Below are 24,729 nucleotides of genomic sequence, written 5' to 3' on the forward strand. Positions count from 1 at the left end.
TCAGCGACCGCCGGTCGTGATCCGCGCTCGCGTCGCGTCGACGTCGTCGTCTCGGATCCAGCGAGCCGTGAACACCGCCGGCAGCATCACGACGCCGACCGCGAGAAACGACCACTGGTACGGCGGCAACTGATCGACGAGCGAGGCCGAGTCCGACATCCCCTGCAGCCCACCCGTCAGCACGGTCGCGCCCAACGCCGCTCCCGACGCGTACGCCACCTGCCGCTGTGTGTTGAACACCGACGCGGCCCGCGCCGTGTCGGCGATCGAGACCGTCGCGTACACCGAGGTCTGGATCGCGATGAACACAAACCCCATGGCGAGGCCCCGCGCAAACCCCATGGCCGCGAGCACCCACAGCGACGTGTCCAGGCCGACGAAGACATACGAACACGAGATCAGACCTCCGGCGAGCCCTGCCACCGACATCAGCGCTCGCGGCCCGAACCGGGCGTACGAACGCCGCCCGAACAGATTCGAGACGACGAACACGCCGACCGGTGTCGTCGCGGCGATCAACCCGCTCGTCGAGGCCGAATACCCGCGCAGTGATTGCAGGTAGATCGGCAGCACGAGGATCTGCCCGAAGAACCCGGCGTACAACATGGAGGCGGAGATGTTGACGACGCGGAAGTGGTGATCCCGGAACAGCGACAGCGCCAGCATGGGCCGGTTGCGGTGCGTCTCGACCCAGATCATCGCCAGCAACATCGCGACACCGGCCACCCCCAAACCGATCACTTCGGGTGAGGCCCAACCGCGCTCGGGCCCGACCGACAGGGTGTAGACCAGCACGCTCACCGAACCAGCGCTCAGGATCAGACCGGCGAGATCGAGCGACCCGGCGTCGTCGTCGCGCTCCTCCCTGAGCACCATCCAGGCGAACAGCACCCCGAGCGACCCGATCGGCAGGTTGATGAAGAAGATCCAGTGCCAGGAGAGGTTGTCGACGAGCAGGCCCCCGAGCAGCGGTCCGAGCGCCGGGCCCACCACCGCAACACTCAGGACGGCGGACGCGGCGCTGGCTCGACGCTCGAGCGGGAAGGCACGGAACACGATCGCCGACCCGATCGGGACGAGGACGCCGCCGCCCAGCCCCTGCGCCACGCGGAACACGACGAGCTGATCGAGCGTCCGGGCGAGTCCGCACACGACCGACCAGACGGTGAACCACGCCAATGCGGAGACGAACACCCGCTTCGAGCCGAACCGGTCCCCCAACCAGCCGGCGGCCGGGATCACCGCTGCCACCGCCAGCAGGTAGCCGACCGCGACCCACTCCGCCTCGTTCGCGGCGACGCCGAACTCGTCGGCCATCGTGGGCAAGGCGACATTCACCATCGTCCCGTCGATCACCGTGATGAAGACCGCCAGGATGTAGACGATCAGGATCTGCCGCTCGTACGACAGTTTCCCGATCAGCTCACGCACCCGGCCGACCGTACGTCGGGGCCATCGGCGAACGCCAAGTCAGCAGCGATCAACGGGGCTTGGCAGACTGCGGTGATGATCGAGCATCGCTTCGACGCCGAGGTCTGGGTCGCCGAAAACGGCTCCTGGCGTTTCGTGACGCTCCCGTTCGATCTCTCCGACGAGATCGACGACCACGCCCCCGACGCCAAGGTGGGCTTCGGATCGGTGCGGGTCGAAGCCACGATCGGATCGACGACCTGGTCGACCTCGGTGTTCCCCGATCGCAGAGCCGAGTCGTTCATCCTGCCACTCAAAGCAGCCGTGAGGCGGGCCGAGGGGATCGGTGACGGCGACCGTGTGACGGTGGGGCTTCGCGTCGCCTGAGCTGGGTGGCGGCGTCACCCGACAGCGTGATTGCGCCGCGACGTGGCTTCACGCCGGCGGTGACCGGGTACCGGATCCGACGTCACGACGATGTGACAGCAAAGGAGAACCCCGGACATGAACCGCATCACCCGCCGTACTTCTGCACTCGCCGTCACCGGCGTGTTGGCCCTCGGTGGCCTCACTGCCTGCGAAGACGATGGCGACGGCATCGACGACGACGTCGAACAGGATGTCGAGGAGGACGTCAACGACGCCGAGAACGACGTCGAGGACGGTGTCGACGAGGTCGAGGACGAGCTCGACGGCGACCCGGACGACGGTGACGCCGACGAATGATCCGCTGACGACCCGATCAGCGTTCGCGTGGCGGGGCGGCTTCGAGCCGCCCCGCCACGAGCGCGCCCGGGATCATCGTGCCCGGGCTCGCCGTGCCTGCGTTCATCGTGGCTGCACGTCGTCGAGCGCTACAGCCAGCCGTGCCACTCGGCGTAGTCGTCGCCGTAGTTGATGCACAGCTCCTCGCCCTTCTTGATCGTCCGCTCGGCCACGTACACGTGCGCCGGCTTCGCCGGATCCCCGTCGTCGCACAACTCGTACCGGAGGTTCGCGTCCGGATCGTGGTTGAACAGCCCACCCACACCGAGGGCGAGTGCCACCCCGCCCTCGTGCCATTCGAACACGTAGTCGACGAGCAGCGTCTCGGCCAGCGACTCGTACTCCTCGTCGGAGAACAGCAGGACCGGAGCAACGTGCACGACCTCGTCGGCCTGGATCTTGCGCGTGGCGAACACGCCCCGACCGTGGACGGGTGACGGCCGAACCGCCCAGCTCGGGTTGCCGTCACCGATTCCAGCGACAGCTGGCTTCGAGGCCTTCTTCTTCTCACCCACGCGAGCCGTCGACTCCTGACACGGCAGCGAATGTACCGATGCCAGCCGCCCGCCCCACGCACGGCGTCGAATCAGTCGCCGGTCACTGGTCGCCGATCCGCTTCGAGAGTGGGTGCAGCACGGCGAGCGAGATCAGCGCGATGGCGGCGGCAACCAGTGGAGCGATCCACAATCCGAGCCCGCACGCGACACCGATCGCGGCGGCGACCCACAGCGACGCAGCGGTGGTCAGCCCCTTGACCTCACCCTCTCGTTCCCGCTTCAAGATCGTCCCGCCGCCGATGAAGCCGACACCGGCAGCGACGTACGACGCGATGCGGCCCGGGTCGACGACCACATTTGTCGCCGACCGGTCGTCGACGATGAAACCGTCGAACCCTGCGACGGAAACAACGGCGAACAACGCTGCACCGAGCGACAGGAGCATGTGCGTCCGGAGCCCGGCGGGCTGTCCGTGGTGCTCTCGTTGGAGTCCGAGCGAACCACCGATCACGCTGGCGACGAGGAGTCGGACTGCGATCTCCCACTCGGGGACGTTCGCCGCCTCGGCGATCACGGTCGGACCGGTGCCGGCCGGAACGGTTCCGTCGGCGGCGGACTCGGTGGCGGCGATGGCGACGGACCCGGGTGGATCGGGCGGTCGGGCCCGGGGGCCGGGTCGGGACGATACGGCTCCGGGGGCTCCGGGCGCGCGGGCGGCTGTGGCGGAGGCAGCGGATCGTCCGAGACTCGGGCGATCATCCGACCGTTTCGCGGCGACGCTCCATGTCGTCGCGATACCCCTCGGCGAGCTGACGCTTCTCGTCCTCGGTCAGCGCCTTCCCGGCCACCTGGAACACTTCCTGCTCTTCCTCGTCGAGGTGATGCGTGAGACGGTGGGCGAGGTCGCGAGCAGTCTGGATCCACTGCGGACCGCTCATGTCGTACTCCTCGAGCTGCTCGACGTAGTCGTCGAGTTCCTTGTGCTCGGACACCGAGTGACGCGCCTTGTCCTGCGTGAGATCGTGCTCCATCAGCGGCACGTAGAAGTAGCGCTCCTCGGCACCGGCATGCGCCTCGAGTTCGCGCTTCAGGCGATCGAACAACTCCCGTCGTCCATCGCTGTCGCCTTCGGTCTTGAGCAAGAGATCGGCCAGCTGGCGCTGGGTCTCGTGGTCGTCGCGTAGGGCCTCGAAGATGTTCATGGTCGCTCCTGTGGAAGATCGATCGGACGACCGATCGATTCCCGGTGAGCGACCGCGTCAAACCATCAGGCGACGCGCAGCGGCCGGGGCGGAGCGTCGGGGCCGACCCCGCGACGTGCACGCCGCTCGCTGATGTGACGGCCGTCGGCCGTAAGAGCGACGAGTCGATCGTGCGTCACGCACAAGGCGATCATCGGCGTCCACGCCTCGGGGCCGAGGAATCGGACGTCGTGGGGGACGTCGGTGCGGCACATACGACCGCCGGCCACGTCGACGGTCCAGCAGGTCCCCTCCCCCGCCAGCCGGATCATCCCGACGGCGGCGAACTCGGCACCGACCGGCCGAGCGAAGTCGGGCTCGTCGATCGGGCGAGGATGGGTGAAGCTGGCGAAGGCGTCGTCGCACCGGACCGACGCCGGGTCGATCACCACGTCGACGTCGGCATCGTTGGCGGCGTTGAGCGCACTCACCAACGAGTCGGTGTCGGCATGGTCGAGATTGAACGTCGACCGGATGACGAGATTCGATCCCCCCATCTCGACGACGAGCCGGGGCCCGTCGGACGGGTTGACAGCGGGGCGGGGTGATTCGGGCAGCATCAGCGGTGTCCTCCTCGAGTTGCCTCGCATCCTGCCGTGGTCGTGTAACAGGACGGTGACAGACCAGCACCGAAAAGACGACATCGCCCGCACCACGACGGGTGCGGGCGATATCACACTGTGTGGGCGCCATCCGAGAGCGGCGCCGAGGTCGGGCGAGCGACGTGATCACTCGATGCGCAGGCCGGAGATGGCCCGGGAGATCACGAGCTGCTGGATCTGCTCGGTGCCCTCGAAGATGTCGTGGATCTTGGCGTCACGGTGCCAACGCTCGACCGGGTACTCACGGGTGTAGCCGTACCCACCGAGGATCTGGATCGCACGCTCGGTCACCCACGTGGCGACACGGCCGGCCTTGAGCTTGGCCATCGAACCCTCGGCGTTCTGGAACTTGCGCTGCTTGCCGAGCCAAGCGGCCCGCCAGATCATTCCGCGCGTCGCCTCGATCTCGGTCGCCATGTCGGCGAGCATGAACGCGATCGACTGGTTCATGATGATCGGACGGCCGAACGCCTCGCGCTCCTTGGCGTACTCGAGGGAGTACTCGTAGGCGGCGCGGGCGATGCCGAGCGCCTGTGCGCCGACCGACGGGCGGGTCGCCTCGAAGGTCTGCATGGCGGCCTGGGCGTTGCCGGGCTTGCCCTCACGGACACGAGCGAGACGCTCGTCGAGCTTCTCCTTGCCACCGAGCAGGCAGTTGCCCGGAACACGGACGTCGTCGAGCACGACCTCGGCGGTGTGGCTCGCACGGATGCCGTGCTTCTTGTACTTCTGGCCCTGCGAGAGCCCCTTGGTGCCCGGCGGGATGATGAAGCTGGCATGGCCCTTCGAGCCGAGCGACGGGTCGACGACGCCGACCACGACGTGGACGTCGGCGATGCCACCGTTGGTGATCCAGGCCTTGGTGCCGTTCAGCACCCACTCGTCGTTGGCCTCGTCGTAGACGGCGCTCGTGCGGTAGCCACCGACGTCGGAACCGGCGTCGGGCTCACTCGCGGCAAAGGCGCCGAGGGCGATCTTGTCGGGCGTGCCATAGCACTGCGGCACCCATTCCATGACCTGCTCGGGCGTGCCGGACGCGGCGATACCGGCAGCGGCGAGGCCCGTCCCCATGATCGCCATGCCGAGACCGGCATCGCCCCAGAAGAGCTCCTCGATTGCGACCGGCATGGTCAGCCCGGTCGGGTCGTTCATCATGGCCTCGGCCATGAACTCCCAACCGTAGAGCCCGATCTGGGCGGCTTGCTCGACGACGGGATACGGGAACTCCTCACGCTCGTCCCACTCCTCGGCGTTCGGGCGCATCACGTCTTCTGCGAACCCGTGCACCCACTTCTGCAGCTGGAGCTGGTCCTCGTTGAGTTCCATGGAGAATTCGGCCATGGAACCAAGTTACTCCCGGGTAACCGGGTTTGTCTACCCTCGGGTAACTTGTCGCGAGACCGTCATCCGGCGAGGGCCACGAGGTTCGGAGCGATCGTCTCGTAGATCAGGTTGGCGCCGGGCTTGTAGACGTGCACACCGTCCCATCGGTACCCGAGATCGGTCGCGATCACCTCGTCGGCACACCACTCGTCGGGCCCCTCGACGAACGTCGTGTCGGCACGGCCGTCGGCGACCGACCGCAGCAGATCGTTCACCCGGGCGACACGGGCGTCGTCGGCACGCTCGGGCAGCGGTGGGACACCCGCTCCCTCGGCCTCGACCGGCCGCATGCACGCTGCCTCGAGCAACGCCATCCGGGCGCCCGACGGCGCCATCGCGTCGAGCCCCTCGTTCAGGTTCGCCGTGAACAACGCGTCCCATTCCGGCGTTCCGAACACATAGGTGCCGTCGTCCTGTTGTAGGTCGAACACGTCCCAGGCACCGAGGACGACCAGCACCACATCGGCGCCCTGTGCTCCTTCGCCCCAGTAGGCCGACCAGTTCGGACACAGGCTGGCGAACGAGTTGCTGAACGAGGTGCGTTCGCTCAGAACCGACCCGTGGTCGTACACACTGCATCCGTCGAGCGCACGGTCGGTGATGTCGAAGGTGTCCTCGATCCCGTCGGGCAGGTTGATGGCGAGCGAGTGCGCCTGCGAATCACCGACGATCGTGACGTCGATCGGCTCGGCGGGCGCAACGGCGGGCATGGTGGCGTCGGGAGCGGCGGCTTCGCTCACCACCGACGCGAGCGGTGCGGCATCGAGGACGAACTCGACGTCGTCACCGCCGGCGGCGACATCGAAATCGTCGACCTGCCAGTAGAAGCCGCCGAGCGCCAGCAGCACGACGCTCAGTGCCCCGACGGGGGCGACCGGGAACTGTCGCTGGCGCGACCACCAATCGGCCAGCGCACCGCGACGGACCGGTTCTTCGATGAAGCGGTAGCTCACCTCGGCGATCGCGATCGACAGGACGAACGCCGGCAGGAATCGAGACCACTGCCCGGTCGTGGCACCCATCAGGACGAAGATCGGCCAGTGCCACAGGTACCACCCGTAGCTCCGCTTGCCGACCTCGACGAGCACCGGCTGCGACAGCAGGAACCGTGTGCCGGCGGACGCCGGGTGCACGACGATCAGCACGAGCACGAGCGACACCAGCGACACGAACGCGAGCAGCCACGGGTACAGGTAGTCGGCGGTCAGCTCGGCGGCGACGAAGCAGCACGTGAGCAGCCCCAGCCCGACCCCGGTCGCGATGTCGAGTCCGCGCGACGGCGCGTGGAACGCGGCCTCGGATCGCCACGGTCGCCAGACGAACGCGGCAGCCGCACCCATGAGGAGCCCGCCGGACCGCGTGATCGTCGACAGATAGTTGAAGTTCACCCGATCGGCGCCGTCGAGAAACCCGATCGGACCATCGATCGGCGTCGGCCCACCGCGCTGTACCCACCACGTGAGGGCCATCACCGCGACGATCGCGACGAGCAACCACCGCACCACCCGATCGGGCCGCTTGCCGGCGAGCAGGAAGGTGAACACGAGTGGCCACACGACGTACCACTGCTCCTCCACTGCGAGGCTCCACAGGTGCCGCAGCAGCGGCGGATCACCCGGCTGGAAGTAGGGCACGTCGCCGACGATCTGGGCCCAGTTGTTCACGTAGAGGATCGACCACGGCAGGTCGCTGCGGAGCTGCGACGTCTGCTCGGCGGTTCCGAACACCGCCGTCCAGGCCGCGATCGCGGCGAGCATCGTGAACAGGGCCGGGAACAGCCGACGTGCACGCCGGATCCAGAACTGCGAGAGCGACACGCCGCCGGTCTTGTCGTGCTCCTCGATCAGCAGCATCGTGATGAGGTAGCCCGAGACGACGAAGAACACCTCGACGCCGAAGAAGCCGCCGTGCATCCACGAGAACCCGCCGTGGTAGAGGATCACGGCGACGACCGACAGCGCCCGCAGCCCGTCGAGGCCGGGCTGATACCCCATCCGCGGTCGCGACAACGTGGTGGCCGAACGCGACGGACGAGCGCGACGCATCGGGCGCGTCAGCCCGGGCGGCGTCTCGGTCGTGGTCGACATCCCGACAATGTTACGGACCGGTGACGACGAACTGCGGCATCCCCGACGGCGACCGGCGAAGCCCCGAAGAAATCCTCAGCACGACCCGAACCGGTCCGCATACGTTGACCGGTGTCCACAGCGGACACGAGCGATCCACACGAAGGGACGACATGGAGACCACGACGACCACGACGACGACGGCGACCGCCACGACATCGGCCACGAGGAACCACCGGTCCGGATGGGCGGCGTTCGGTGCCGCCGTGGCGGTCACCCTCGGCGCCGGCGGCATGAGCATGGTCAGCGCCGACACCAGCCCGGAGGGTGCCGCCACGTTCGTCGGGACCGACCCGTGCCGCATCCTCGACACTCGCGACGCACCCAACCGCGTCAACAGCTTCGACACGCTCGGACCGAGCGGCACGATCACCGTCACGGCATCCGGCGACGTCGGCAACTGCAAGGCCGCCGACGGTACGGCGATCCCTGCTGCCGCGACCGGTCTCCAGCTCAACGTGACGGCCCTCGGCGCGAGCGCGATAACCGACCTGCGGGTCTTCCCCGGCGCCGGTGCACCGCCGACGGCATCGAACCTCAACCCGTACCCGGGTGAACCGCCCGTCCCGAACGCCGTCACCGTCAAGCTCGACGACAGCGACCGGTTCTCGATCTGGAACAACCAAGGCAACGTCGACGTCCTCGTCGACGTCGTCGGCTACTACACCGACGAGTTCACGATCACCGGCGACGAGGTGCAGAACAACACCCTCACCAAGGTCGACATCCTCGACGAAGCCGGCGCCGCGTACGCCGGCGAGACCCTCAACCCGAACATCGCATTGGACTCGGACAGCACCACGGTCGGCAGTGTGCGTCTCAACATCCCGGCCGACGGCCTCGCCATCGTGCACGCCGACATCGTGTGGAGTGAGGTCAACAACGGGTTCAACGACGTCTCCAACTGCCAGATCGTGAAGGCCGGTTCGACCTACGTGAATGACGACCCGTACATCCGGATGAACGACAACGGCGGTGACACCGGATACTTCGACCAGTCGAGCGGCCATCGGACCTTCGAGGTTTCGACCGCCGACAACACGGGCGACGTGTCCACGGGATTCGGTGTGACGTTCAATCTCGTGTGTCTCGAACTCAACGGTGACATGACGGTCGTGTCGACGTACATGACGGCTGAGTACGTCCCCACCAACCGTGCCCCACTGGGCGACGGAGGCGGCTGAGCCGGAGCGGGCCGTCTCGCCGCGTCAGCGACGCAGGGTCGTGCCGTCCTTCGTCGTCTCGACCGTCCAGCCGTCGGCCTGCAGCTCCGCACGGAGACAGTCGGCGGTCTCGAAGTCCTTCGCGGCACGAGCGGCGTCGAGTTCTGCCGCCGTCGCGAGCGCCTCGGCGGGCACCTCGTCGGCGCCGCGCAACGCGATCCCCAAGGTGCTCGCGATCTCGAGCGCCGATGCGACCAGCTGCCCGGCCGCGTCGTCGCCGGCATCGAGCGCGGCGTTCGCACGACGAACGGTGTCGAACAACAGCGCCGTCGCCTTCGGTGTGTCGAGATCGTCGTCCATCGCGCCACGGAACGCATCGAGCACGTCGGCATCCGGCTCGGACGCCGACACCGACGCCGTACGCGCCGCGAACGCATCGAGACCCGCCAGCGACTTGACGGCGGCATCGATGTTGTCCTGGGTGATCTTGACCGGGCTGCGGTAGTGGGACTGGAGCAGCACCATGCGGTACGCCCGCGGATCGAACCGCTCGATCAGGTCGAGCAGGTTCGACACGTTGCCGAGGCTCTTCGACATCTTCTCGCCCTCGGCGTCGACCACGAAGCCGTTGTGCATCCAGTGGTTGGCGAACCGCTTGCCGAGCGCGACGGCCTGAGCCCGCTCGTTCTCGTGGTGCGGGAACCGCAGGTCTTGCCCACCGCAGTGCAGGTCGAAGCCCTCACCGAGCAGGTCGAGGCTCATCACGACGCACTCGCTGTGCCAGCCGGGTCGACCGTCACCCCACGGCGACGGCCACGACGGCTCGTCGGGCTTGGAGTACTTCCACAGGACGAAATCGGCCGGGTGTCGCTTGAACTCGGCGCCGAACACCGCTCGCTCGCCACCGCCCGACCGCATGTCGTCGAGTGACTGCTGCGCGAGCAGGCCATAGCCCTCGACCGTCTCGACCGAGAGGTAGATCCCGTCCTCGGTGTCGTAGGCGCGCCCGAGCTCGAGGAGCTGGCCGATCATCTCGACCATCTGGTCGACGTATTCGGTGGCGTGCGGGACGTCGGTGGGCCGTTGGACGTCGATGCCGTCCATCGCCTCGAACCAGACACGCTCGCACTTGGTCGTGATGTCTTGCCAGGGGCGATCTTCGCGCTTGGCACGCTCGATGATCTTGTCCTCGATGTCGGTGATGTTCGACACGAGCCGGACCTCGAGCCCCGTCCACTCGAGGTAGCGACGCAAGATGTCGTACTCGAGGGTGGCCCGACCGTGTCCGAGGTGGGGCGGGCCGTACACCGTGGGGCCGCACAGGTAGATGCTCACCGTGCCGGGCTCGCGCGTCGCGAGTTCGCGGACCTCTCGGGTGGCGGTGTCGTACAAGCGCAGCATGACCGCCCAGCCTAGGAGGGCGTGGAGCGCGGGCACGGTCTCGTTTACGCTGACGGCCATGCCGATTCACTTGCGTGCCGAGAGCGGGGACTACGCCCCCAACGTGCTGTGCCCGGGCGACCCCCGCCGCGCGGCCTACATCGCCGAGACCTTCTTCGACCCGGGCTACCGCATGGTCAACGAGGAGCGCGGCATGCTCGGCTTCACCGGCACCTTCGAGGGCGCACCGATCAGTGTCCAGACCACCGGCATGGGCGCCCCCTCGTCGGGCATCGTGTTCGAGGAACTCGCGATGCTCGGCGTCGAACGTTTCGTGCGCGTCGGCACCTGCGGCGGCCTCAAGGACGGGATGCAGATGGGCGACACCGTCGTCGGTATCTCGGCCACCGCCGAAGACCAGACACCGCTCCGCCTGGCACAGATGGACTCCTACGCCCCGACCGGCACGTTCACCCTCGCCGAGACGGCTGCCCGCCTCGCACGCGAGTCGGGCGCGACGGTGCACGTCGGCGCCGTCGTGACGAGCGGTGTCTTTTACGACCCGGACTCGACGACGTTCGCCCGGTGGAAGCGCACCGGCCACATCGGCGTCGAGATGGAAGCGGCGATGATGTACACCGTTGCCGCGCTCCGTGGGCTCGAAGCGCTCGCGATCATGACGGTCTCCGACCTGCTCGAGGAGTCGGGTGACACGAGCCGCATCAGCGATGAGGAACTGAAGCAGGGCGTCGACGCGATGATGCGCCTCGCGTGCCGGGTGGCGACGTCCGACTGACCTCCGATCTCCCCGACCCGATCCGGACTGGCACGTCCCGGCGGCGCAGCGGACGCCGCCGGGACGTGTGGTCCTGTGGTCCGGACCGTTCCCGTTGCAGCGTGTGAGCCGGAGCTCCAGCCGCCCCACGATCCGACACGCCGTCCCAACAGCGGACAGGACGACGGCGAATCGCGATGTGCGTCGTCACAGCGGACATGACGTCGCACATCGAACACCCGGGAAGCGTGTTCCGAAATGAGAGAGGCTGTGCCGGGCGCGATCGTGACGCGGGTCACCGGACTTTTTCTCGGCGAGCGCCGACGAAGCGACTCGAGCCGAAAAACAGTGCTGGGTGCCGGACCCGCCGTCCGGCACCCAGCCACGACCGACCACCGTCGCCCCAGGCGGATGGGGCACGCGACGGGGGCAGCCGCAAGGCGACACGCCGGCAAGGCCGACGCGCAACCTGTGTGAACACCAGGGAAAGTGTTCAGGTGTCGTTCTAGCAGCTCCGAACGCCGCGAAGGAACCTCCTCGGCGGAAATTCCCGCTCAGGGTGACGTCAGCGTCTGCACGGCGGTCCCGGTGGCGTCGAGCACGGTGAACGTCACGGGCCCGACCGCCGTCTGCAGCTCGACCGACGCGATGTCGGGGGCGACGACGCCGCCGAGCGAGCACGACGCGGCACCGCACGACACGTTCGAGGTGCTGCGCAGGTCGAACGAGGTCGACACGGTGATCGTTCCCAACTCACCGGTCAGTCCGATCACGACGAGGTGGATCCGCTTGACCCCCGAGTTCCCGACCGGCGAGTCGGACACGATGTAGGCGGTTCCAGGACCGAGGACGACCGGCACCGTCGTCGTCGCCGGGGTCGTCGTCGCCGGGGTCGTCGTCACCGGTGTCGTCGTCGTCACCGGTGTCGTCGTCGTCACCGGTGTCGTCGTCGTGGTCACCGGTACCGTCGTCGTGGTCACCGGGGTCGTCGTCGTGGTCACCGGCACCGTCGTCGTGGGCACCGGTACCGTCGTCGTGGGCACCGTCGTCGTCGGCACGGCCCGGCGGGGCGTGACCGTGGTGGGAGAGACGACCACCGGCGCGATGGTCGTGGTCGGGTCCGGCGTCTCGACCGCAACCGCAGCCGTGGTCGGGACCGAGGTCGTGGTCACGACCGTGGTCGTGGTCGTCGCGGGCGTCGTCGTACTCACGACGGCGGCGGGCTCGTTCCCGGCCGGATCGGACGCGGTTGCGGCCGCATCGGCGCCGCCGGCTCCCCGATCGGCGGACGAGTCCGAGGCACCGCCGGTGGCACCGGGGTCGTCATCCGACCCGGAGGCGTCGTCGGGTCGGGCGGCTGTCGCCCCGTCGGATCCGGTCGCTCCGGCCGGTTCGACGGCCGACGAGCCGTCGGCGCGCAGGGACGCTCCGGCGACGAGAGCGAACACGAGCAACCCGGCCACCACACCGACCGACAACCCGGCGGCCAGTTGCTTCGGAAGCCGACGGAACCAGCCGACCAGCCCCGTCATCCCCAACCCGACCGGCAGGAGTGCCGACGAGACCGAGAATCCGTGGAACGCGATCATGGCCGGCGCCAGGGCGACGCCCAGCTTGCTGCCGGTCACGGCGCCGACACGCCAGGCGATCGCCGCACACTCGTCGCACCCGCCCAGGTGCTCGTCGACGACTGCATCCACCGCGTCGGCGGTCGCGTCACCGGCGATCAGCATCTGCAGGTGCAGACGGACGTCGTCGTTGCACGCGTCGTCGACCACCTGGGTCAAGTAGGCCGAGCGCAGCCCGGCCCGCGCTCGCTTGCGGAGCGCCGAGAAGGCGTTCGCGGAGGGAAGGTCGAGCAGCGGTGCGGCGTGGCGAGGCGACATGCCCTCCACGTCGCTGTACCAGAGTGCGTTCTGCCACGCCTCCGGCAGTGACAGGTACGCCGTCGCCACACGCGGATCGACGTCGGCGGTCTCGTCGTCGAGCAGTGTGCTCACGTCGAGTTCGACTTCCTGATACGGCGCCGCCTGCCCGGCCGCGACCGACCGGATCGTGGCGGCGAGATAGGGGCCGAAGCCCTGGGTCGGCCCGGCACCGCGCGAGATCGCGGTGAGGACCCGCCGGAACGCTTCCGCGACGTAGTCGTCGGCATGGCGGCGCGACTGACGACGCGCGACCTTGTACGCGAAGTCGTGGTAGCGCGCGAACAGTTCGCCGTACGCGTCGTGGTCGCCGGCGCGAACGAGTTCGAGCAGCGCGACCGTGTCGAGGTCGACGAATCGCCGCGCTGTGGTCGTCGCAGCCATCGCTGCAACGCTACCGGAATGTCCGGACGAGTACGGGTCGCCGCCTGCACATCACGAAGAAGCGCCTGCGAGCGTCATTCGTGACGCCGCGATCCCGACTTCACCAAAACCTCACACAAGGCGAGGTGTATCGGGTCGGGTGTCGCACGGAACGGTGAGGCGCAGCGCAACCGTTTCTCGGGCGCACCCGACCCGGAACCCCGGAGTCAGCTGTCGCCGCCGGAGGCGTCCTTGACGGACTGCTTGCCGGCCGAGATCCACGGCATCATCGAGCGGAGCTTGGCGCCGACCTGCTCGATCGGGTGCGCCTTGCCCTCGTCCTGCATGCGGTGGTAGTTCTCGCGGCCCGACTCGGACTCGGCGACCCACTCGTCGGCGAACTGGCCCGACTGGATCTCACCGAGGATCTCCTTCATGGCCTCCTTGGTCGCCGGCGTGATCACGCGCGGGCCGCGGGTCAGGTCGCCGTACTCGGCGGTGTCGGAGATCGAGTACCGCATGCCGGCGATGCCTTCTTCGTACATGAGGTCGACGATCAGCTTCACCTCGTGCAGGCACTCGAAGTAGGCCATCTCGGGCGCGTAACCGGCCTCGGTCAGCGTCTCGAACCCGTACTGGACGAGCTTGGTGAGGCCGCCACAGAGCACGACCTGCTCGCCGAACAGGTCGGTCTCGGTCTCCTCGGTGAAGGTGGTCTCGATCACGCCGGCGCGAGCGCCGCCGATCGCTTCGGCGTACGACAACGCCACGGCCTTGGCCTCGCCCGTGGCGTCCTGCTCGACGGCGATGAGCGCCGGCACGCCGCCGCCTTCGACGTACGTGCGGCGGACCAGGTGACCCGGGCCCTTCGGGGCGATCATGATGCAGTCGACGCCCTCGGGGGCGGCGATGCGACCGAAGCGGACGTTGAAGCCGTGCGCGAAGGCGATCGCGTTGCCCGGCTCGAGACCGGCGGCGATGTGATCGTCGAAGATCCGCTTCTGCTCGGTGTCGGGAGCCAGGATCATGATGACGTCGGCCCAGGCCGCGGCGTCGGCGATCGACTTGACGGTCAGGCCGGCGTTCTCCGCCTTGGCCTTCGACGACGAACCGTCGCGGAGGCCGACGCACACGTCGACGCCCGACTCCTTCAGGTTCAGCGCGTGGGCATGGCCCTGCGAGCCGTAGCCGATGATCGCGACCTTCTTGTCGCGGATGATCGAGGGGTCGGCGTCGGCTTCGTAGTAGACGTTGGCGGCCATGTCAGCTCACCTTTCCTTGTGCATTGTTGGTGACGGCACGCAGGTGCGTACCACGATCGAGTTTGGGCAGGGCGACCCTACCCGTGCGCTGGAGTTCGACCAGCCCGTAGTCGGCCAGCAGGCCCTCGAAATCATCCAACTTGTCGGGATGTCCCTCCAAACTGATGGTGAGGGCGTCGGGGGCGACGGCGAGGATCTTGGCCTCGAAGATGCTGGCGAGTTCGACGATCTGGCTGCGGGTGGCGGCGTCGGACCGCACGGTGGCGAGCAACAGCTCCCGCTCGACGGAGCGACGCGGATCGAGCTCGCTGATCTTCACGACGTCGATCAGTTTGAACAGCTGCTTCACGACCTGCTCGAGCGGGGCCGACTCGACGTCGACGACGATCGTGATGCGGCTCATGCCCTGCTCCTCGGCAGGTGCGACGGCGAGCGAGAAGATGTTGTAACCGCGTCGGGCAAACAGGCTGGCGACACGTGCGAGCACGCCGGGCCGGTTCTGCACGAGCACGGACAGGATGTGGTGGTTCAGCGACGCACCGGTGGGATTGATGGCAGTCATCGGAGGTTCTCGTTTCGGCTCAGGACAGGCGGTCGCGGATCGCTTGCTGGGTGGGGTGGACGAGCAGGTCGTCGTTCGAGGCGCCGGCGGGCACCATCGGGAACACCTTCTCGCTGGCGTCGGTGCGGAACTCGACGACCACGGTGCGGTCGTTGATCGAGTTCGCCTTCTCGATCGCCGGGGCGACCTCTTCGGGTGACTCGACCCGGATGCCGACGCAGCCCATCGACTCGGCCCACATCACGAAGTCGGGGACGTCGGTCGACAGGTAGACCTCGCTGTACCGCTCGTCGTAGAACATCTCCTGCCACTGGCGGACCATGCCGAGGTAGCTGTTGTTCAGCAGCGCGACCTTGATCGGGATCCGCTCGACCGTCGCGGTGACGAGTTCCTGAGCGGTCATCTGGAAGCAGCCGTCACCGTCGACCGCCCACACCGTCTTGTCGGGATGACCGGCCTTGGCACCGATCGCCGCAGGGATCGAGAAACCCATCGTGCCGAGGCCACCCGAGTTGACCCAGGTGTACGGCTCCTCGAAGTTCCAGTGCAGCGACGACCACATCTGGTGCTGCCCGACGCCCGAGCACAGGATCGTCCCCGGAGGTGCCGCGTCCCGCAGCTGCTCCAGGCAGTACTGCGGCTTGAGCGCTCGACCCGGCTCACTGGCCTCGTAGGCGACGGGGAACTGCTCCTGCCAGCCGGAGATGCGGCTCTTCCACGGGGCGAGGTCGGGCTGTTCGATGCCCGAGTCCATCAGGTCGCGGACGGCCTTGACGATCTCTTCGGTGACCTGCCGGCAGTCGCCGACGATCGGCACGTCCGGGCGACGGATCTTGCCCTGCTCGGCGGGATCGATGTCGACGTGGATCACCTTGGCCTCGGGGGCGAACGAGTCGACCCGACCGGTGATCCGGTCGTCGAAGCGGGCACCGAGCACGATGAGCAGATCGCTCTTCTGGAGCGCCGTGGTGGCGGTGGCGGTGCCGTGCATGCCGGGCATGCCGAGGTTCAGTTCGTGGGAGTCGGGCAGGACGCCGCGTGCCATCAGCGTCGTCACGACGTGGATGCCGGTCAGGTCGACCAGCTCGCGCAGCGCCTCGGCGGCGCGCGCCTTGAGCATGCCGCCACCGACGTACAGCACCGGGCGCTCGGCCTGCATGATCAACTTCGCCGCCTCCTTGACCATGCGTGGGTGCCCCTTGGTGGTCGGGCGGTACCCCGGCAGCGAGGCAGCGACCTCCTCGTCGGTCGGCCAGGACCACGTCATCTCGTTCTGCAGGATGTCCTTCGGCAGGTCGACCAGCACCGGCCCAGGACGACCCGTCGTGGCGATGTGGAACGCCTGACGGATCACCATCGGGATGTCGTTCGCGTCGAGGACCAGCTCGTTGTGCTTGGTGCACGAGCGGGTGATGCCGACGGTGTCGCACTCCTGGAAGGCGTCGAGGCCGATCCCGCCGCTCGCGACCTGGCCGGTGATGCACACCATCGGGACCGAGTCCATGTACGCGTCCATCAGCGGCGTGACCATGTTCGTCGCCGCCGGGCCGGACGTCACGACGGCGACCCCCGGGCGGCCGGTCACGTGGGCGTACCCCTCGGCCATGTGGCCGGCGCCCTGCTCGTGGCGCACCAACACGTGACGCATCGACGACTCGAGCAGCGGGTCGTAGGCGGGCAGGATGGCGCCGCCGGGCAGCCCGAAGATGGTGTCGACGTTCTCCATCTCCAAGGCCTTGATCAGGGCCTGCGCACCGGTCATGCGGGTGCCGGTCGTCGTGCCGGTCGTCGTATTGGTCATCGGGTCTCTCCTGTCGGGAGGGGTGAGGGGTGGTCGGGCCGGAAAAAACGAAACGACCTCCCGTTCGGGAGGTCGTGGCGCACGCGGCAGGTCGAGCCGGTGCGCTAGTCGATCAGTACTACGAGGATCGAGAGGGCGCGGGTGCTCGCACGCATGACTGACAGTCAACCACGACTCACCCATGGAACGCAAGTCCCGATATCCGAGACGTCCCGCCGTCGATGAATTCGGGGACGACTGAATTTGGCGGCGTCCGAGTGAAATAGCATGTGTTCGCCACTGAAATCTCGGTGACGACGTCACGATCGGGTCGTCGTCGCCCTCTCTCCCTCTCGGACCGCCCGACATCAGCGACCCGGGCGAACGGCACATGACATCATCGACGAACACGCGACCACGGGCGGGAGACCGGGGCGGTAGCGACCCGCGCTCGGCCGGACGCTGGATCGGTCTCGTCGTCACCCTGGTGATCGTGGCGATCGTGGCAGCGAGCCTCGCCGCCGTCCTGGCGACCAGCCGAGCGAACAAGACGAGCGCAGCCGACGAGACCGTGGCCCGCATCGGCGACCGGACCGCCGATCTCGTCATGGCCCACCTCGATGTCGCTGCAGCCTCGCTCGACCAGATCGACGCCGTGCTCACCGACGCCGAGATCGCCGACCGTGACGATCGCCTCGATCGGGTCCTCGCCGCCCAGCTCGTCGCCCACGACCAACTGTCCGGCTCGTTCGTCGGCTATCCCGATGGCGACTTCGTGTTCGCCTATCGGGACACAGACCAACTGATGCTACGACGGATCGACACGACGCCGACGCGTCGCGCCATCGATCATCGCCTGGGCTCGGACCTCGCGACCGACAACACCTTCGTCATCGAGACCGACTACGACCCCACGACCCGCCCCTGGTATCTGGGCGCCGCCGCCGACGTCCGGTCGGCGTGGACCGAGCCGTACGTGTTCTTCCGGTCGGGGCAACCCGGCGTCACGCTGGCCCGGGCGCGGCGAGTCGAGGGCTCGGTCACCGCGGTGACGGGCGTCGACATCAGCCTGGCCGAACTGCGATCGTTCCTCGACGACCTGCCGATCGACGACGGCGCCGAAGCATTCCTGATCGCCGGGACGACGATCGTCGCGGCGCCGACCGGGTACGACCTCGACGGTGACGGTGACGAACTGCCGTCGGTGGAAGTCGCCGGCGTCACGTTCGATCAGCTCCACGAACTCGTCCGCAGCGACGCCCCGGTCGACATCGGCGCCGACGGGCGACTCCATCTGACCGATCTCCCCGGCGCGAATGCGCCGTCGTGGTCGGTCCTCATCCGCACGGACGACGTCGGAGTCGTCGGCGCTCTCGATCAAGGTGCACGAATCGCGTTGCTGATGATCGCCGTGGCCGGCATCTGCCTGCTGGTCGCCACGCCCTGGTTGACCAGGTGGCTACGACGCCCGATCGAGGAACTCCGGCGCATGGCCCGCATCGACGAGCTGACCGAGGTCACCAACCGCGGCACCTTCCTGAGCGATGCCGAGGCGGCGCTCGACGACGTCCGCCAACACGGCGGCCCGTTCGTCGTCGCGCTCGTCGATGTCGACGACTTCAAACGGGTGAACGACACCTTCGGGCATGCGATCGGCGACGACGTGCTGCGACGGATCGGCGAGGCGATCAAGGCCAACGTCCGCGGGAACGACCTCGTCGGTCGTCTCGGAGGCGACGAACTCGCGATCGTCATCCGCGGCACCGGGCAGGCGGAGAGCGACCGCATCCTGCGCCGCGTCCGGACAGCCGTGGTCACCGCCTGCGCCGAGTACGGCGTCGACATCACGATCGGGGCGAGCCGACTCGCCGGACGCACGATCGATCTCGCGGGCCTCATGATCGAGGCCGACCACGAGTTGCTGGTCGCCAAGCGGCAGGGCGGGAAAGGTCAGGTCCATTGGGCCGACCCGGAGGCACCCGACCCCACACCGCTCCGACTCCGGCTGGAATGAGCCGACCGGACGCGACCCGAGACGACCCGGCCGGCACCGTATGGTGGCCGGATGCAGGTCGTGGACATCTGGCGGTACCCGGTCAAGTCGTTGGGCGGCGAACAACTCCGCAGCGCCGAGGTCGGACCCGACGGCATCGTCGGCGACCGATCGTGGGGGTTGCGTGATCGCTCGACCGGACTCGTCCTGACCGCCAGGCGCGAACCGGCCCTGCTCTTCCTCTCGGCGCAGTACCGCCCCGACGACCGCCCACACATCACCGACGAGCACGGCGACGAGCTCGCCGACGATCAGGCGCTGTCGGAGCGACTCGGCCGACCCGTCGAGCTCGTCGCCGCCGACGAAGGCCCCGGCACATTCGAGAACCCGATGAACGTCGACGACGAGACCGACTGGATCCAGTGGCAGAGCGCCGGCCGGACCTTTCACGATGGCCGCTCGACGATCTCGCTCGTGGCGACCGGCGCGCTCGGCGAGTGGGATCGGCGTCGCTTCCGCGCCAACGTCGTCGTCGACACGACGTCCGACGACGACCTGCTCGGCGTCGAGCTCGTCGGTTCGACGCTGGTCACGATCCGCAAGCCGATCGACCGATGTGTGATGGTCAGTCGCGCCCAACCCGGCATCGAACGGGACCTCCGGGTGCTGAAGCAGATCATCGCGGAGCGAGGCAACCGGCTGGCCGTCGGCGCCACGATCACTGCGCCCGGCTCGATCGCCATCGGCGACCCGGTCACCGGCGGCCGGGTCCCCGGCGGCTCCGTCACCGCCTGAGCAGGCTCAGACGACGCTCTCGACGCGTTCGCGTCGCCTGCTGTCGAGCCGTGCGAGCACCGGTGTCGCCGTGATGCCGTGGACGACGACGGAGACGAGGATCGTGAACACGGCGACCGCCCACACCTCGGTCGCCCGAGGGAAGTAGTCCTCGGTCACGGCGTGCGCCAGGTAGTAGATCGTGCCCATCCCTCGGATCCCGAAGAAGGCGATCGCCGCCCGCGTCGAGTGATCGTGGCGATCGCCGAGGAGCGCGACCCAGCCGGTGAGCGGCCGGATGAGCACGACGATCACGATGGCCACGACGACGCCGACCGTGGTGAGGCCGCGGAGCGCTCCGTCGACCACCGCTCCCCCGAGCAGCAAGAGGAACAGCACGCTCGCGAGGCGCTCGAGCGTCTCGGCGAAGTCGTGCATCAGGGTCTGGTACTCGTGGTCGACCTCGGACCGGCGGATCACGACCGCCGCGATGAACACCGCGAGGAACCCGTAGCCGTGCACCATCTCGGTGATTCCGTACACGGCGAGCGTGGCGCCGAGGGCGACGAAGCCGTGCCCGGTGGATGCCAACGCGAAGCGAGAGCGCGGCGCGAACGCCGCCGCCCCGATCAACCGGCCGAGCACGAGCCCGACGACCACACCCACGCTCAGCTTGAGGAGCACGTCGTCGAGTAGCCACGGCACGAACCAGCTCCCGCCGGCGGCGATGGCGATCGCGAGGTTGGTGACCGGGAACGCCAAACCGTCGTTCAGGCCGGCCTCCGACGTCAACGCAAAGCGAACCTCGTCGCCGGCGTGCTCGTCGATGTCCTCCACGGCGTCGAGATCGTCGGTCTCGCGGTGCTCGTGCGGGCCGGGCCCCGCGAGCTGGACGTCGGACGCCAGGACCGGATCGGTGGGAGCGAGCACGGCGCCGAGCAGGATCGCCGTCGCCAGCGGCAGTCCCAGCGCCGCCTGCCCGAGCACGGTCACCGCAACGACGGTCAGCGGCATCGTGATCCCGAGCAGCCGCCAGGTCGTGTTCCACGAACGCCAACCCACGGGTCGGCGCAGCTTGAGGCCGGCGCCCATCAGGGAGACGATGACGACGAACTCGGTCAACCGCTCGGCGGAACGGGCTTCGAGGCCGGGACGCGGCGCCTCGAGACCGACGGGCAGGGCGAAGACCACCATGCCGATCGCCACGACGACCATCGGCAGCGACACCGGCAACCGCTCGAGGAGGTTCGGGAGAACGGCGGCGACGAGGACGGTCAGCCCGAGGACCGCCAGGAGAATGGGGTACGGCTCCATGGTTCCGTCGCCGATACCCGCTCCGGGGCCGACCGAATCCGGTCGGCTGCGATCAGGACGTCCGCAGGGCGGGTGCGATCTCGGTGAGGTAGGCGTCGAGGAGGTCGTGGTCGACCGGCGCCCGCAGCGCAACGTTGACGAGTCCGGCTCCGGCGTCACGGTATTCGGCGATCCGTTCGCTCGCCTGCTCGACGCTGCCGTGGAGCGATCCCTCACGGACACGGCTCCACATCGCACCCCACTGCGTCTCGAGTTCGGCCTCGTCCTTGCCGAGGTCGAACATCAGGTTGATCGACCGCTCGATCGTCGACGGATCCCGGTCGAGCTTCGTGGCGTGCTCGTCGAGCACGCCGTTCAGGCGGCGGTACTCGGCGGGCGACACGTAGGCGGCGTTCCAGCCGTCTGCATACTGCGCCGCCATGCGCAGTGTCCGCTTCTCGCCCACGCCGCCGACCCAGATCGGCAGGTGGCCGCGCACCGGGCCCGGCAGCATCGACGCGTCCGATGCCCGGAAGTACTCGCCCTCGTGGGTGGTTCGATCGTTCGTGAAGTAGCTCGTGAGCAATCCTGCCGCTTCGTCGAGCATGTCGAGCCGCCGACCGACGGGCGGGAAGTCGTAGCCGTATGCGGCCGCCTCCCATTCGTGCCAGCCGGCGCCGATCCCGAGCTCGAACCGGCCGCCCGAGATGTGATCGATCGTGACCGCGGCCTTGGCGAGCAGACCCGGGTTGCGGTACCCCACGTAGAACACGAGGCATCCGAGCCGAGCGTTCGTCGTCTCTGCGGCCAACGCGCCGAGACACGCCACGGCCTCGAAGTGATCGATCGTGCCGCCTGCCGGCGGGGCCTCGTAGAGGTGGTCCCACACCGAGATCCAGTCGGCGCCCGCTGCGTCGGCGCGACGCCACACGTCGCGGAGTTCGTCCATCGAGAGGTTCTGCTGACCGATGTGCACGCCGAGCTGCATGCGCGGACGGTAGTCCGCCGTGCTCGGCTCAGGCCGAGCGGAGCGCGTCGGCCAGGGCGTCGGCGGCCGGATCGTGCACGGAACCGGCACGTCGGGCCAGCACGAGACGCCGGTCGAACAAAACGGGCCCGCGAGCGAGGTCGGCGGTGACGGCCGAGTCCGGCAGAACCGTCCAGCCCAGTCCGAGCTCGACCATCTGGCGGAGCACGTCGGCCTGGTGCGATTCGGCGGCGACGTCGAGCGGGGCGCCAAGCTCGGCGAGGTGCTGCATGATCTGGATCCGCGTGTGCGAGTCGCCCGGGAACACGACCCAGGGCCCCCAGCGCGACGGGTTGCCGACGGTCGTACCGGCCGGTGCGACGACGACGATCGGTTCGTCGAGCAAGGCGTCGACCTCGATACCGCCCGGCCATCGCGGTGGATCGACGCACACGATCAGGTCGAGCGATCCGTCACGCAAGCCGTCGAGCAGATCGGCCGACGGCGCCACCGACAGGGTCAGCTCCACGTCGGGCCGGTCGCTCCGGAACCGCCGCAGGACGTGCGGGAAGTGCTCGACGGCGGCCACGTCGACCATGCCGAGACGCACCCGACCCGATCGTGCTGCCCGGAGTCGATCGGACCAGTCGACGAGATCGTGGGTCAGCGACACCACCTGTCGGGCGTGGTCGAGCACCGGTCGCGCCGCCGGGCGCAGCACCCGGCGACGACCGTCGGGCTCGAACAGTGTGACGCCGATGCGCCGCTCGAGCTCACCGAGTCCCTGGCTGAGCGCCGACGGACTCACCCCGACCCGATCGGCGGCGACCGACCAGGTGGGTGCCTCGGCAACCGCGACGAGGTACTCGAGCTGGCGAAGGGAGATGTCGGGGAGCGCTCGGACCACCCCGCGCAAGATAGTTCAGATCTTCTGAACTGTCACAAGAATCGCGCAAGCGTTCCTTACGATCGCACGTCATGACTGCTCGCAACATCGCTCCCGCCACCGGCAAGCTCGGTGTCCTCCTCCCCGGCATGGGTGCCGTCGGCTCCACCTTCATCGCCGGTGTGATCGCCGCTCGTCAGGGCATCCATCCCCCGATCGGCTCGGTCAGCCAGATGGCGAACATCCGCCTCGGCAAGCGCGACGAGGGCCGCAACCCGCTCATCCGCGACTTCGTCCCCCTCGCCGACCTCGACGACATCGTCTTCGGCGGCTGGGACCCGCTGTCGAACAACGCCATGGAGGCGGCCAAGACCGCCGGCGTGCTGCAGGGCAGCGACCTCGACGCCCTGTCGAAGGAGATGGAAGGCATCGTCCCGATGGACGCCGTGTTCGACCAGCGATGGGTCTCGCGCCTCGAGGGCGTTCGCGTCAAGGACATCCCGAACAAGTGGGACCAGGCCATGGCCCTCATCGACGACATCGCCAAGTTCAAAGAAGAGAACGACTGCGACCGCCTGGTGATGGTGTGGTGCGGCTCGACCGAGGCCTACCAGGAGCCGAGCGACGTCCACGCGTCGGTCGCCTCGTTCGAAGAGGGCCTGCGCAACAACCACGAGAACATCGCGCCCAGCCAGATCTACGCCTACGCCGCGCTGCAGTCGGACGTGCCGTTCGCCAACGGTGCGCCCAACCTGACCACCGACCTCGACTGCATCATCGAACTCGCCAAGCAGCGTGGCGTGCCGATCGCCGGCAAGGACTTCAAGACGGGTCAGACGCTCATGAAGACGATCCTGGCCCCGGGCCTGAAGGCCCGCATGCTCGGTATGCGCGGCTGGTACTCGACCAACATCTTGGGCAACCGCGACGGCGAGGTGCTCGACGCCCCCGAGAACTTCAAGACCAAGGAAGTCTCGAAGCTCGGTGTGCTCGACGGCATCCTGCAGCCCGAGGTCTACCCCGACCTGTACGGCAACATCGACCACGTCGTCCGGATCAACTACTACCCGCCCCGCGGCGACAACAAGGAGGGCTGGGACGCGATCGACATCTTCGGCTGGCTCGGCTACGAGATGCAGATCAAGGTCGACTTCCTCTGCCGTGACTCGATCCTCGCCGCCCCGATCGTGCTCGACCTCGCCCTGTTCATGGACCTCGCCCACCGCGCCGGCGAGTCGGGCGTCCAGGAGTGGCTGAGCTTCTACCTGAAGGCCCCGCAGGCCGCCGGGGAGACGCCGGCCGAACAGGACCTGTTCATCCAGCAGACGAAGCTGAAGAACACCCTCCGCGAGTGGATGGGCGAAGAGCCCGTCACCCACTCCGAAGCCGGCTGACCCGGAGTCGACCCGAAAAACCGGATGTGGGCGGGCCATCGGCCCGCCCACATTGTTTCCTTCCGGTCCCTGGTGCTCACCTGCGGCCGAAACCGTCGGTGGTATTCAGGCGGTACATCGTCCGGTACGCCGCTCGCGTTTCAACCGAACCGAAATTTCTCCGAACGGGGTGCCCCGGCGGCGTCGGT

General features: G+C 68.2%; 22 protein-coding genes. 7 read left to right on the plus strand and 15 right to left on the minus strand.

Annotated features, from left to right (window positions below; genetic code table 11):
* Positions 1 to 1,431 (minus strand): DHA2 family efflux MFS transporter permease subunit, encoded by a 1,431-nt coding sequence (locus tag BDK89_RS16270; RefSeq protein ID WP_133869954.1) that lies wholly within the window; start codon positions 1,429 to 1,431, stop codon positions 1 to 3.
* A 75-nt stretch (positions 1,432 to 1,506) separates the two neighbouring features.
* Between BDK89_RS16270 and BDK89_RS16275 the strand changes: the two genes are divergently transcribed.
* Together BDK89_RS16275 and BDK89_RS16280 are read left to right on the plus strand one after the other, a co-directional pair.
* Positions 1,507 to 1,797, plus strand: coding sequence for a DUF1905 domain-containing protein (locus BDK89_RS16275; RefSeq protein ID WP_133869955.1), 291 nt, complete (start codon positions 1,507 to 1,509; stop codon positions 1,795 to 1,797).
* Positions 1,798 to 1,914: 117 nt separating this feature from the next.
* Positions 1,915 to 2,136 (plus strand): hypothetical protein, encoded by a 222-nt coding sequence (locus tag BDK89_RS16280; RefSeq protein WP_133869956.1) that lies wholly within the window; start codon positions 1,915 to 1,917, stop codon positions 2,134 to 2,136.
* Between the two features lie 128 nt (positions 2,137 to 2,264).
* Here BDK89_RS16280 and BDK89_RS16285 read toward each other — a convergent pair whose 3' ends face one another.
* From BDK89_RS16285 to BDK89_RS16310, 6 genes are all read right to left on the minus strand, one after another.
* Positions 2,265 to 2,591, minus strand: coding sequence for an SET domain-containing protein-lysine N-methyltransferase (locus BDK89_RS16285; protein WP_166657631.1), 327 nt, complete (start codon positions 2,589 to 2,591; stop codon positions 2,265 to 2,267).
* A gap of 181 nt (positions 2,592 to 2,772) precedes the next feature.
* A complete protein-coding gene (locus BDK89_RS16290) occupies positions 2,773 to 3,246 on the minus strand; it encodes an MgtC/SapB family protein (protein ID WP_166657632.1) in 474 nt (157 codons plus the stop codon).
* A 181-nt stretch (positions 3,247 to 3,427) separates the two neighbouring features.
* On the minus strand, positions 3,428 to 3,874 hold the full coding sequence (locus BDK89_RS16295) for a hemerythrin domain-containing protein (RefSeq protein ID WP_133869959.1): 447 nt from the start codon (positions 3,872 to 3,874) through the stop codon (positions 3,428 to 3,430).
* A gap of 65 nt (positions 3,875 to 3,939) precedes the next feature.
* Entirely contained in the window at positions 3,940 to 4,473 is a 534-nt protein-coding gene (locus BDK89_RS16300; RefSeq protein WP_133869960.1) for a hypothetical protein, read from the minus strand.
* A gap of 168 nt (positions 4,474 to 4,641) precedes the next feature.
* Positions 4,642 to 5,856, minus strand: coding sequence for an acyl-CoA dehydrogenase family protein (locus BDK89_RS16305; RefSeq protein ID WP_133869961.1), 1,215 nt, complete (start codon positions 5,854 to 5,856; stop codon positions 4,642 to 4,644).
* A gap of 62 nt (positions 5,857 to 5,918) precedes the next feature.
* Positions 5,919 to 7,985 carry an acyltransferase family protein gene (locus BDK89_RS16310; protein ID WP_133869962.1) on the minus strand — a complete coding sequence of 689 codons (2,067 nt, stop codon included), beginning with the start codon at positions 7,983 to 7,985 and terminating at the stop codon, positions 5,919 to 5,921.
* A gap of 152 nt (positions 7,986 to 8,137) precedes the next feature.
* Between BDK89_RS16310 and BDK89_RS16315 the strand changes: the two genes are divergently transcribed.
* On the plus strand, positions 8,138 to 9,208 hold the full coding sequence (locus tag BDK89_RS16315) for a hypothetical protein (RefSeq protein ID WP_133869963.1): 1,071 nt from the start codon (positions 8,138 to 8,140) through the stop codon (positions 9,206 to 9,208).
* Between the two features lie 24 nt (positions 9,209 to 9,232).
* Here BDK89_RS16315 and cysS read toward each other — a convergent pair whose 3' ends face one another.
* Positions 9,233 to 10,588 (minus strand): cysteine--tRNA ligase, encoded by a 1,356-nt coding sequence (gene cysS / locus BDK89_RS16320; RefSeq protein ID WP_166657633.1) that lies wholly within the window; start codon positions 10,586 to 10,588, stop codon positions 9,233 to 9,235.
* A 58-nt stretch (positions 10,589 to 10,646) separates the two neighbouring features.
* Between cysS and BDK89_RS16325 the strand changes: the two genes are divergently transcribed.
* Positions 10,647 to 11,363 carry a phosphorylase family protein gene (locus BDK89_RS16325; protein WP_166657634.1) on the plus strand — a complete coding sequence of 239 codons (717 nt, stop codon included), beginning with the start codon at positions 10,647 to 10,649 and terminating at the stop codon, positions 11,361 to 11,363.
* A 533-nt stretch (positions 11,364 to 11,896) separates the two neighbouring features.
* Here BDK89_RS16325 and BDK89_RS16330 read toward each other — a convergent pair.
* The 4 genes from BDK89_RS16330 to BDK89_RS16345 all read right to left on the minus strand — a co-directional run bounded on the left by BDK89_RS16330 (position 11,897) and on the right by BDK89_RS16345 (position 17,255).
* The gene (locus BDK89_RS16330; protein ID WP_133869966.1) at positions 11,897 to 13,651 is read right to left on the minus strand and encodes an RNA polymerase sigma factor; all 1,755 of its coding nucleotides are present in this window, start codon (positions 13,649 to 13,651) and stop codon (positions 11,897 to 11,899) included.
* Positions 13,652 to 13,857: 206 nt separating this feature from the next.
* Positions 13,858 to 14,892 carry a ketol-acid reductoisomerase gene (gene ilvC, locus BDK89_RS16335; RefSeq protein ID WP_133869967.1) on the minus strand — a complete coding sequence of 345 codons (1,035 nt, stop codon included), beginning with the start codon at positions 14,890 to 14,892 and terminating at the stop codon, positions 13,858 to 13,860.
* A 1-nt stretch (position 14,893) separates the two neighbouring features.
* Entirely contained in the window at positions 14,894 to 15,454 is a 561-nt protein-coding gene (ilvN, locus tag BDK89_RS16340; protein WP_208294101.1) for an acetolactate synthase small subunit, read from the minus strand.
* Between the two features lie 19 nt (positions 15,455 to 15,473).
* Entirely contained in the window at positions 15,474 to 17,255 is a 1,782-nt protein-coding gene (locus tag BDK89_RS16345) for an acetolactate synthase large subunit (RefSeq protein WP_133869968.1), read from the minus strand.
* 472 nt (positions 17,256 to 17,727) lie between these two features.
* Between BDK89_RS16345 and BDK89_RS16350 the strand changes: the two genes are divergently transcribed.
* Together BDK89_RS16350 and BDK89_RS16355 are read left to right on the plus strand one after the other, a co-directional pair.
* Positions 17,728 to 19,248, plus strand: a complete 1,521-nt coding sequence (locus tag BDK89_RS16350) for a sensor domain-containing diguanylate cyclase (protein WP_166657635.1) — start codon at positions 17,728 to 17,730, stop codon at positions 19,246 to 19,248.
* 51 nt (positions 19,249 to 19,299) lie between these two features.
* On the plus strand, positions 19,300 to 20,022 hold the full coding sequence (locus BDK89_RS16355) for an MOSC domain-containing protein (RefSeq protein WP_133869970.1): 723 nt from the start codon (positions 19,300 to 19,302) through the stop codon (positions 20,020 to 20,022).
* A gap of 6 nt (positions 20,023 to 20,028) precedes the next feature.
* On the opposite strand, the gene BDK89_RS16360 is transcribed toward BDK89_RS16355, so the two are convergent.
* The 3 genes from BDK89_RS16360 to BDK89_RS16370 are packed head-to-tail and all read right to left on the minus strand — an operon-like array spanning position 20,029 to position 23,168.
* Positions 20,029 to 21,315, minus strand: coding sequence for a cation:proton antiporter (locus tag BDK89_RS16360; RefSeq protein WP_133869971.1), 1,287 nt, complete (start codon positions 21,313 to 21,315; stop codon positions 20,029 to 20,031).
* A gap of 52 nt (positions 21,316 to 21,367) precedes the next feature.
* Positions 21,368 to 22,282, minus strand: a complete 915-nt coding sequence (locus tag BDK89_RS16365) for an LLM class flavin-dependent oxidoreductase (protein WP_133869972.1) — start codon at positions 22,280 to 22,282, stop codon at positions 21,368 to 21,370.
* Positions 22,283 to 22,310: 28 nt separating this feature from the next.
* On the minus strand, positions 22,311 to 23,168 hold the full coding sequence (locus tag BDK89_RS16370) for a LysR family transcriptional regulator (protein ID WP_133869973.1): 858 nt from the start codon (positions 23,166 to 23,168) through the stop codon (positions 22,311 to 22,313).
* 71 nt (positions 23,169 to 23,239) lie between these two features.
* Between BDK89_RS16370 and BDK89_RS16375 the strand changes: the two genes are divergently transcribed.
* A complete protein-coding gene (locus tag BDK89_RS16375) occupies positions 23,240 to 24,541 on the plus strand; it encodes an inositol-3-phosphate synthase (RefSeq protein ID WP_133869974.1) in 1,302 nt (433 codons plus the stop codon).
* The last annotated feature ends 188 nt before the right edge of the window (positions 24,542 to 24,729 follow it).

Origin of the sequence: Ilumatobacter fluminis, assembly GCF_004364865.1 — a bacterium.
Classification (GTDB): Bacteria; Actinomycetota; Acidimicrobiia; order Acidimicrobiales; family Ilumatobacteraceae; genus Ilumatobacter; species Ilumatobacter fluminis.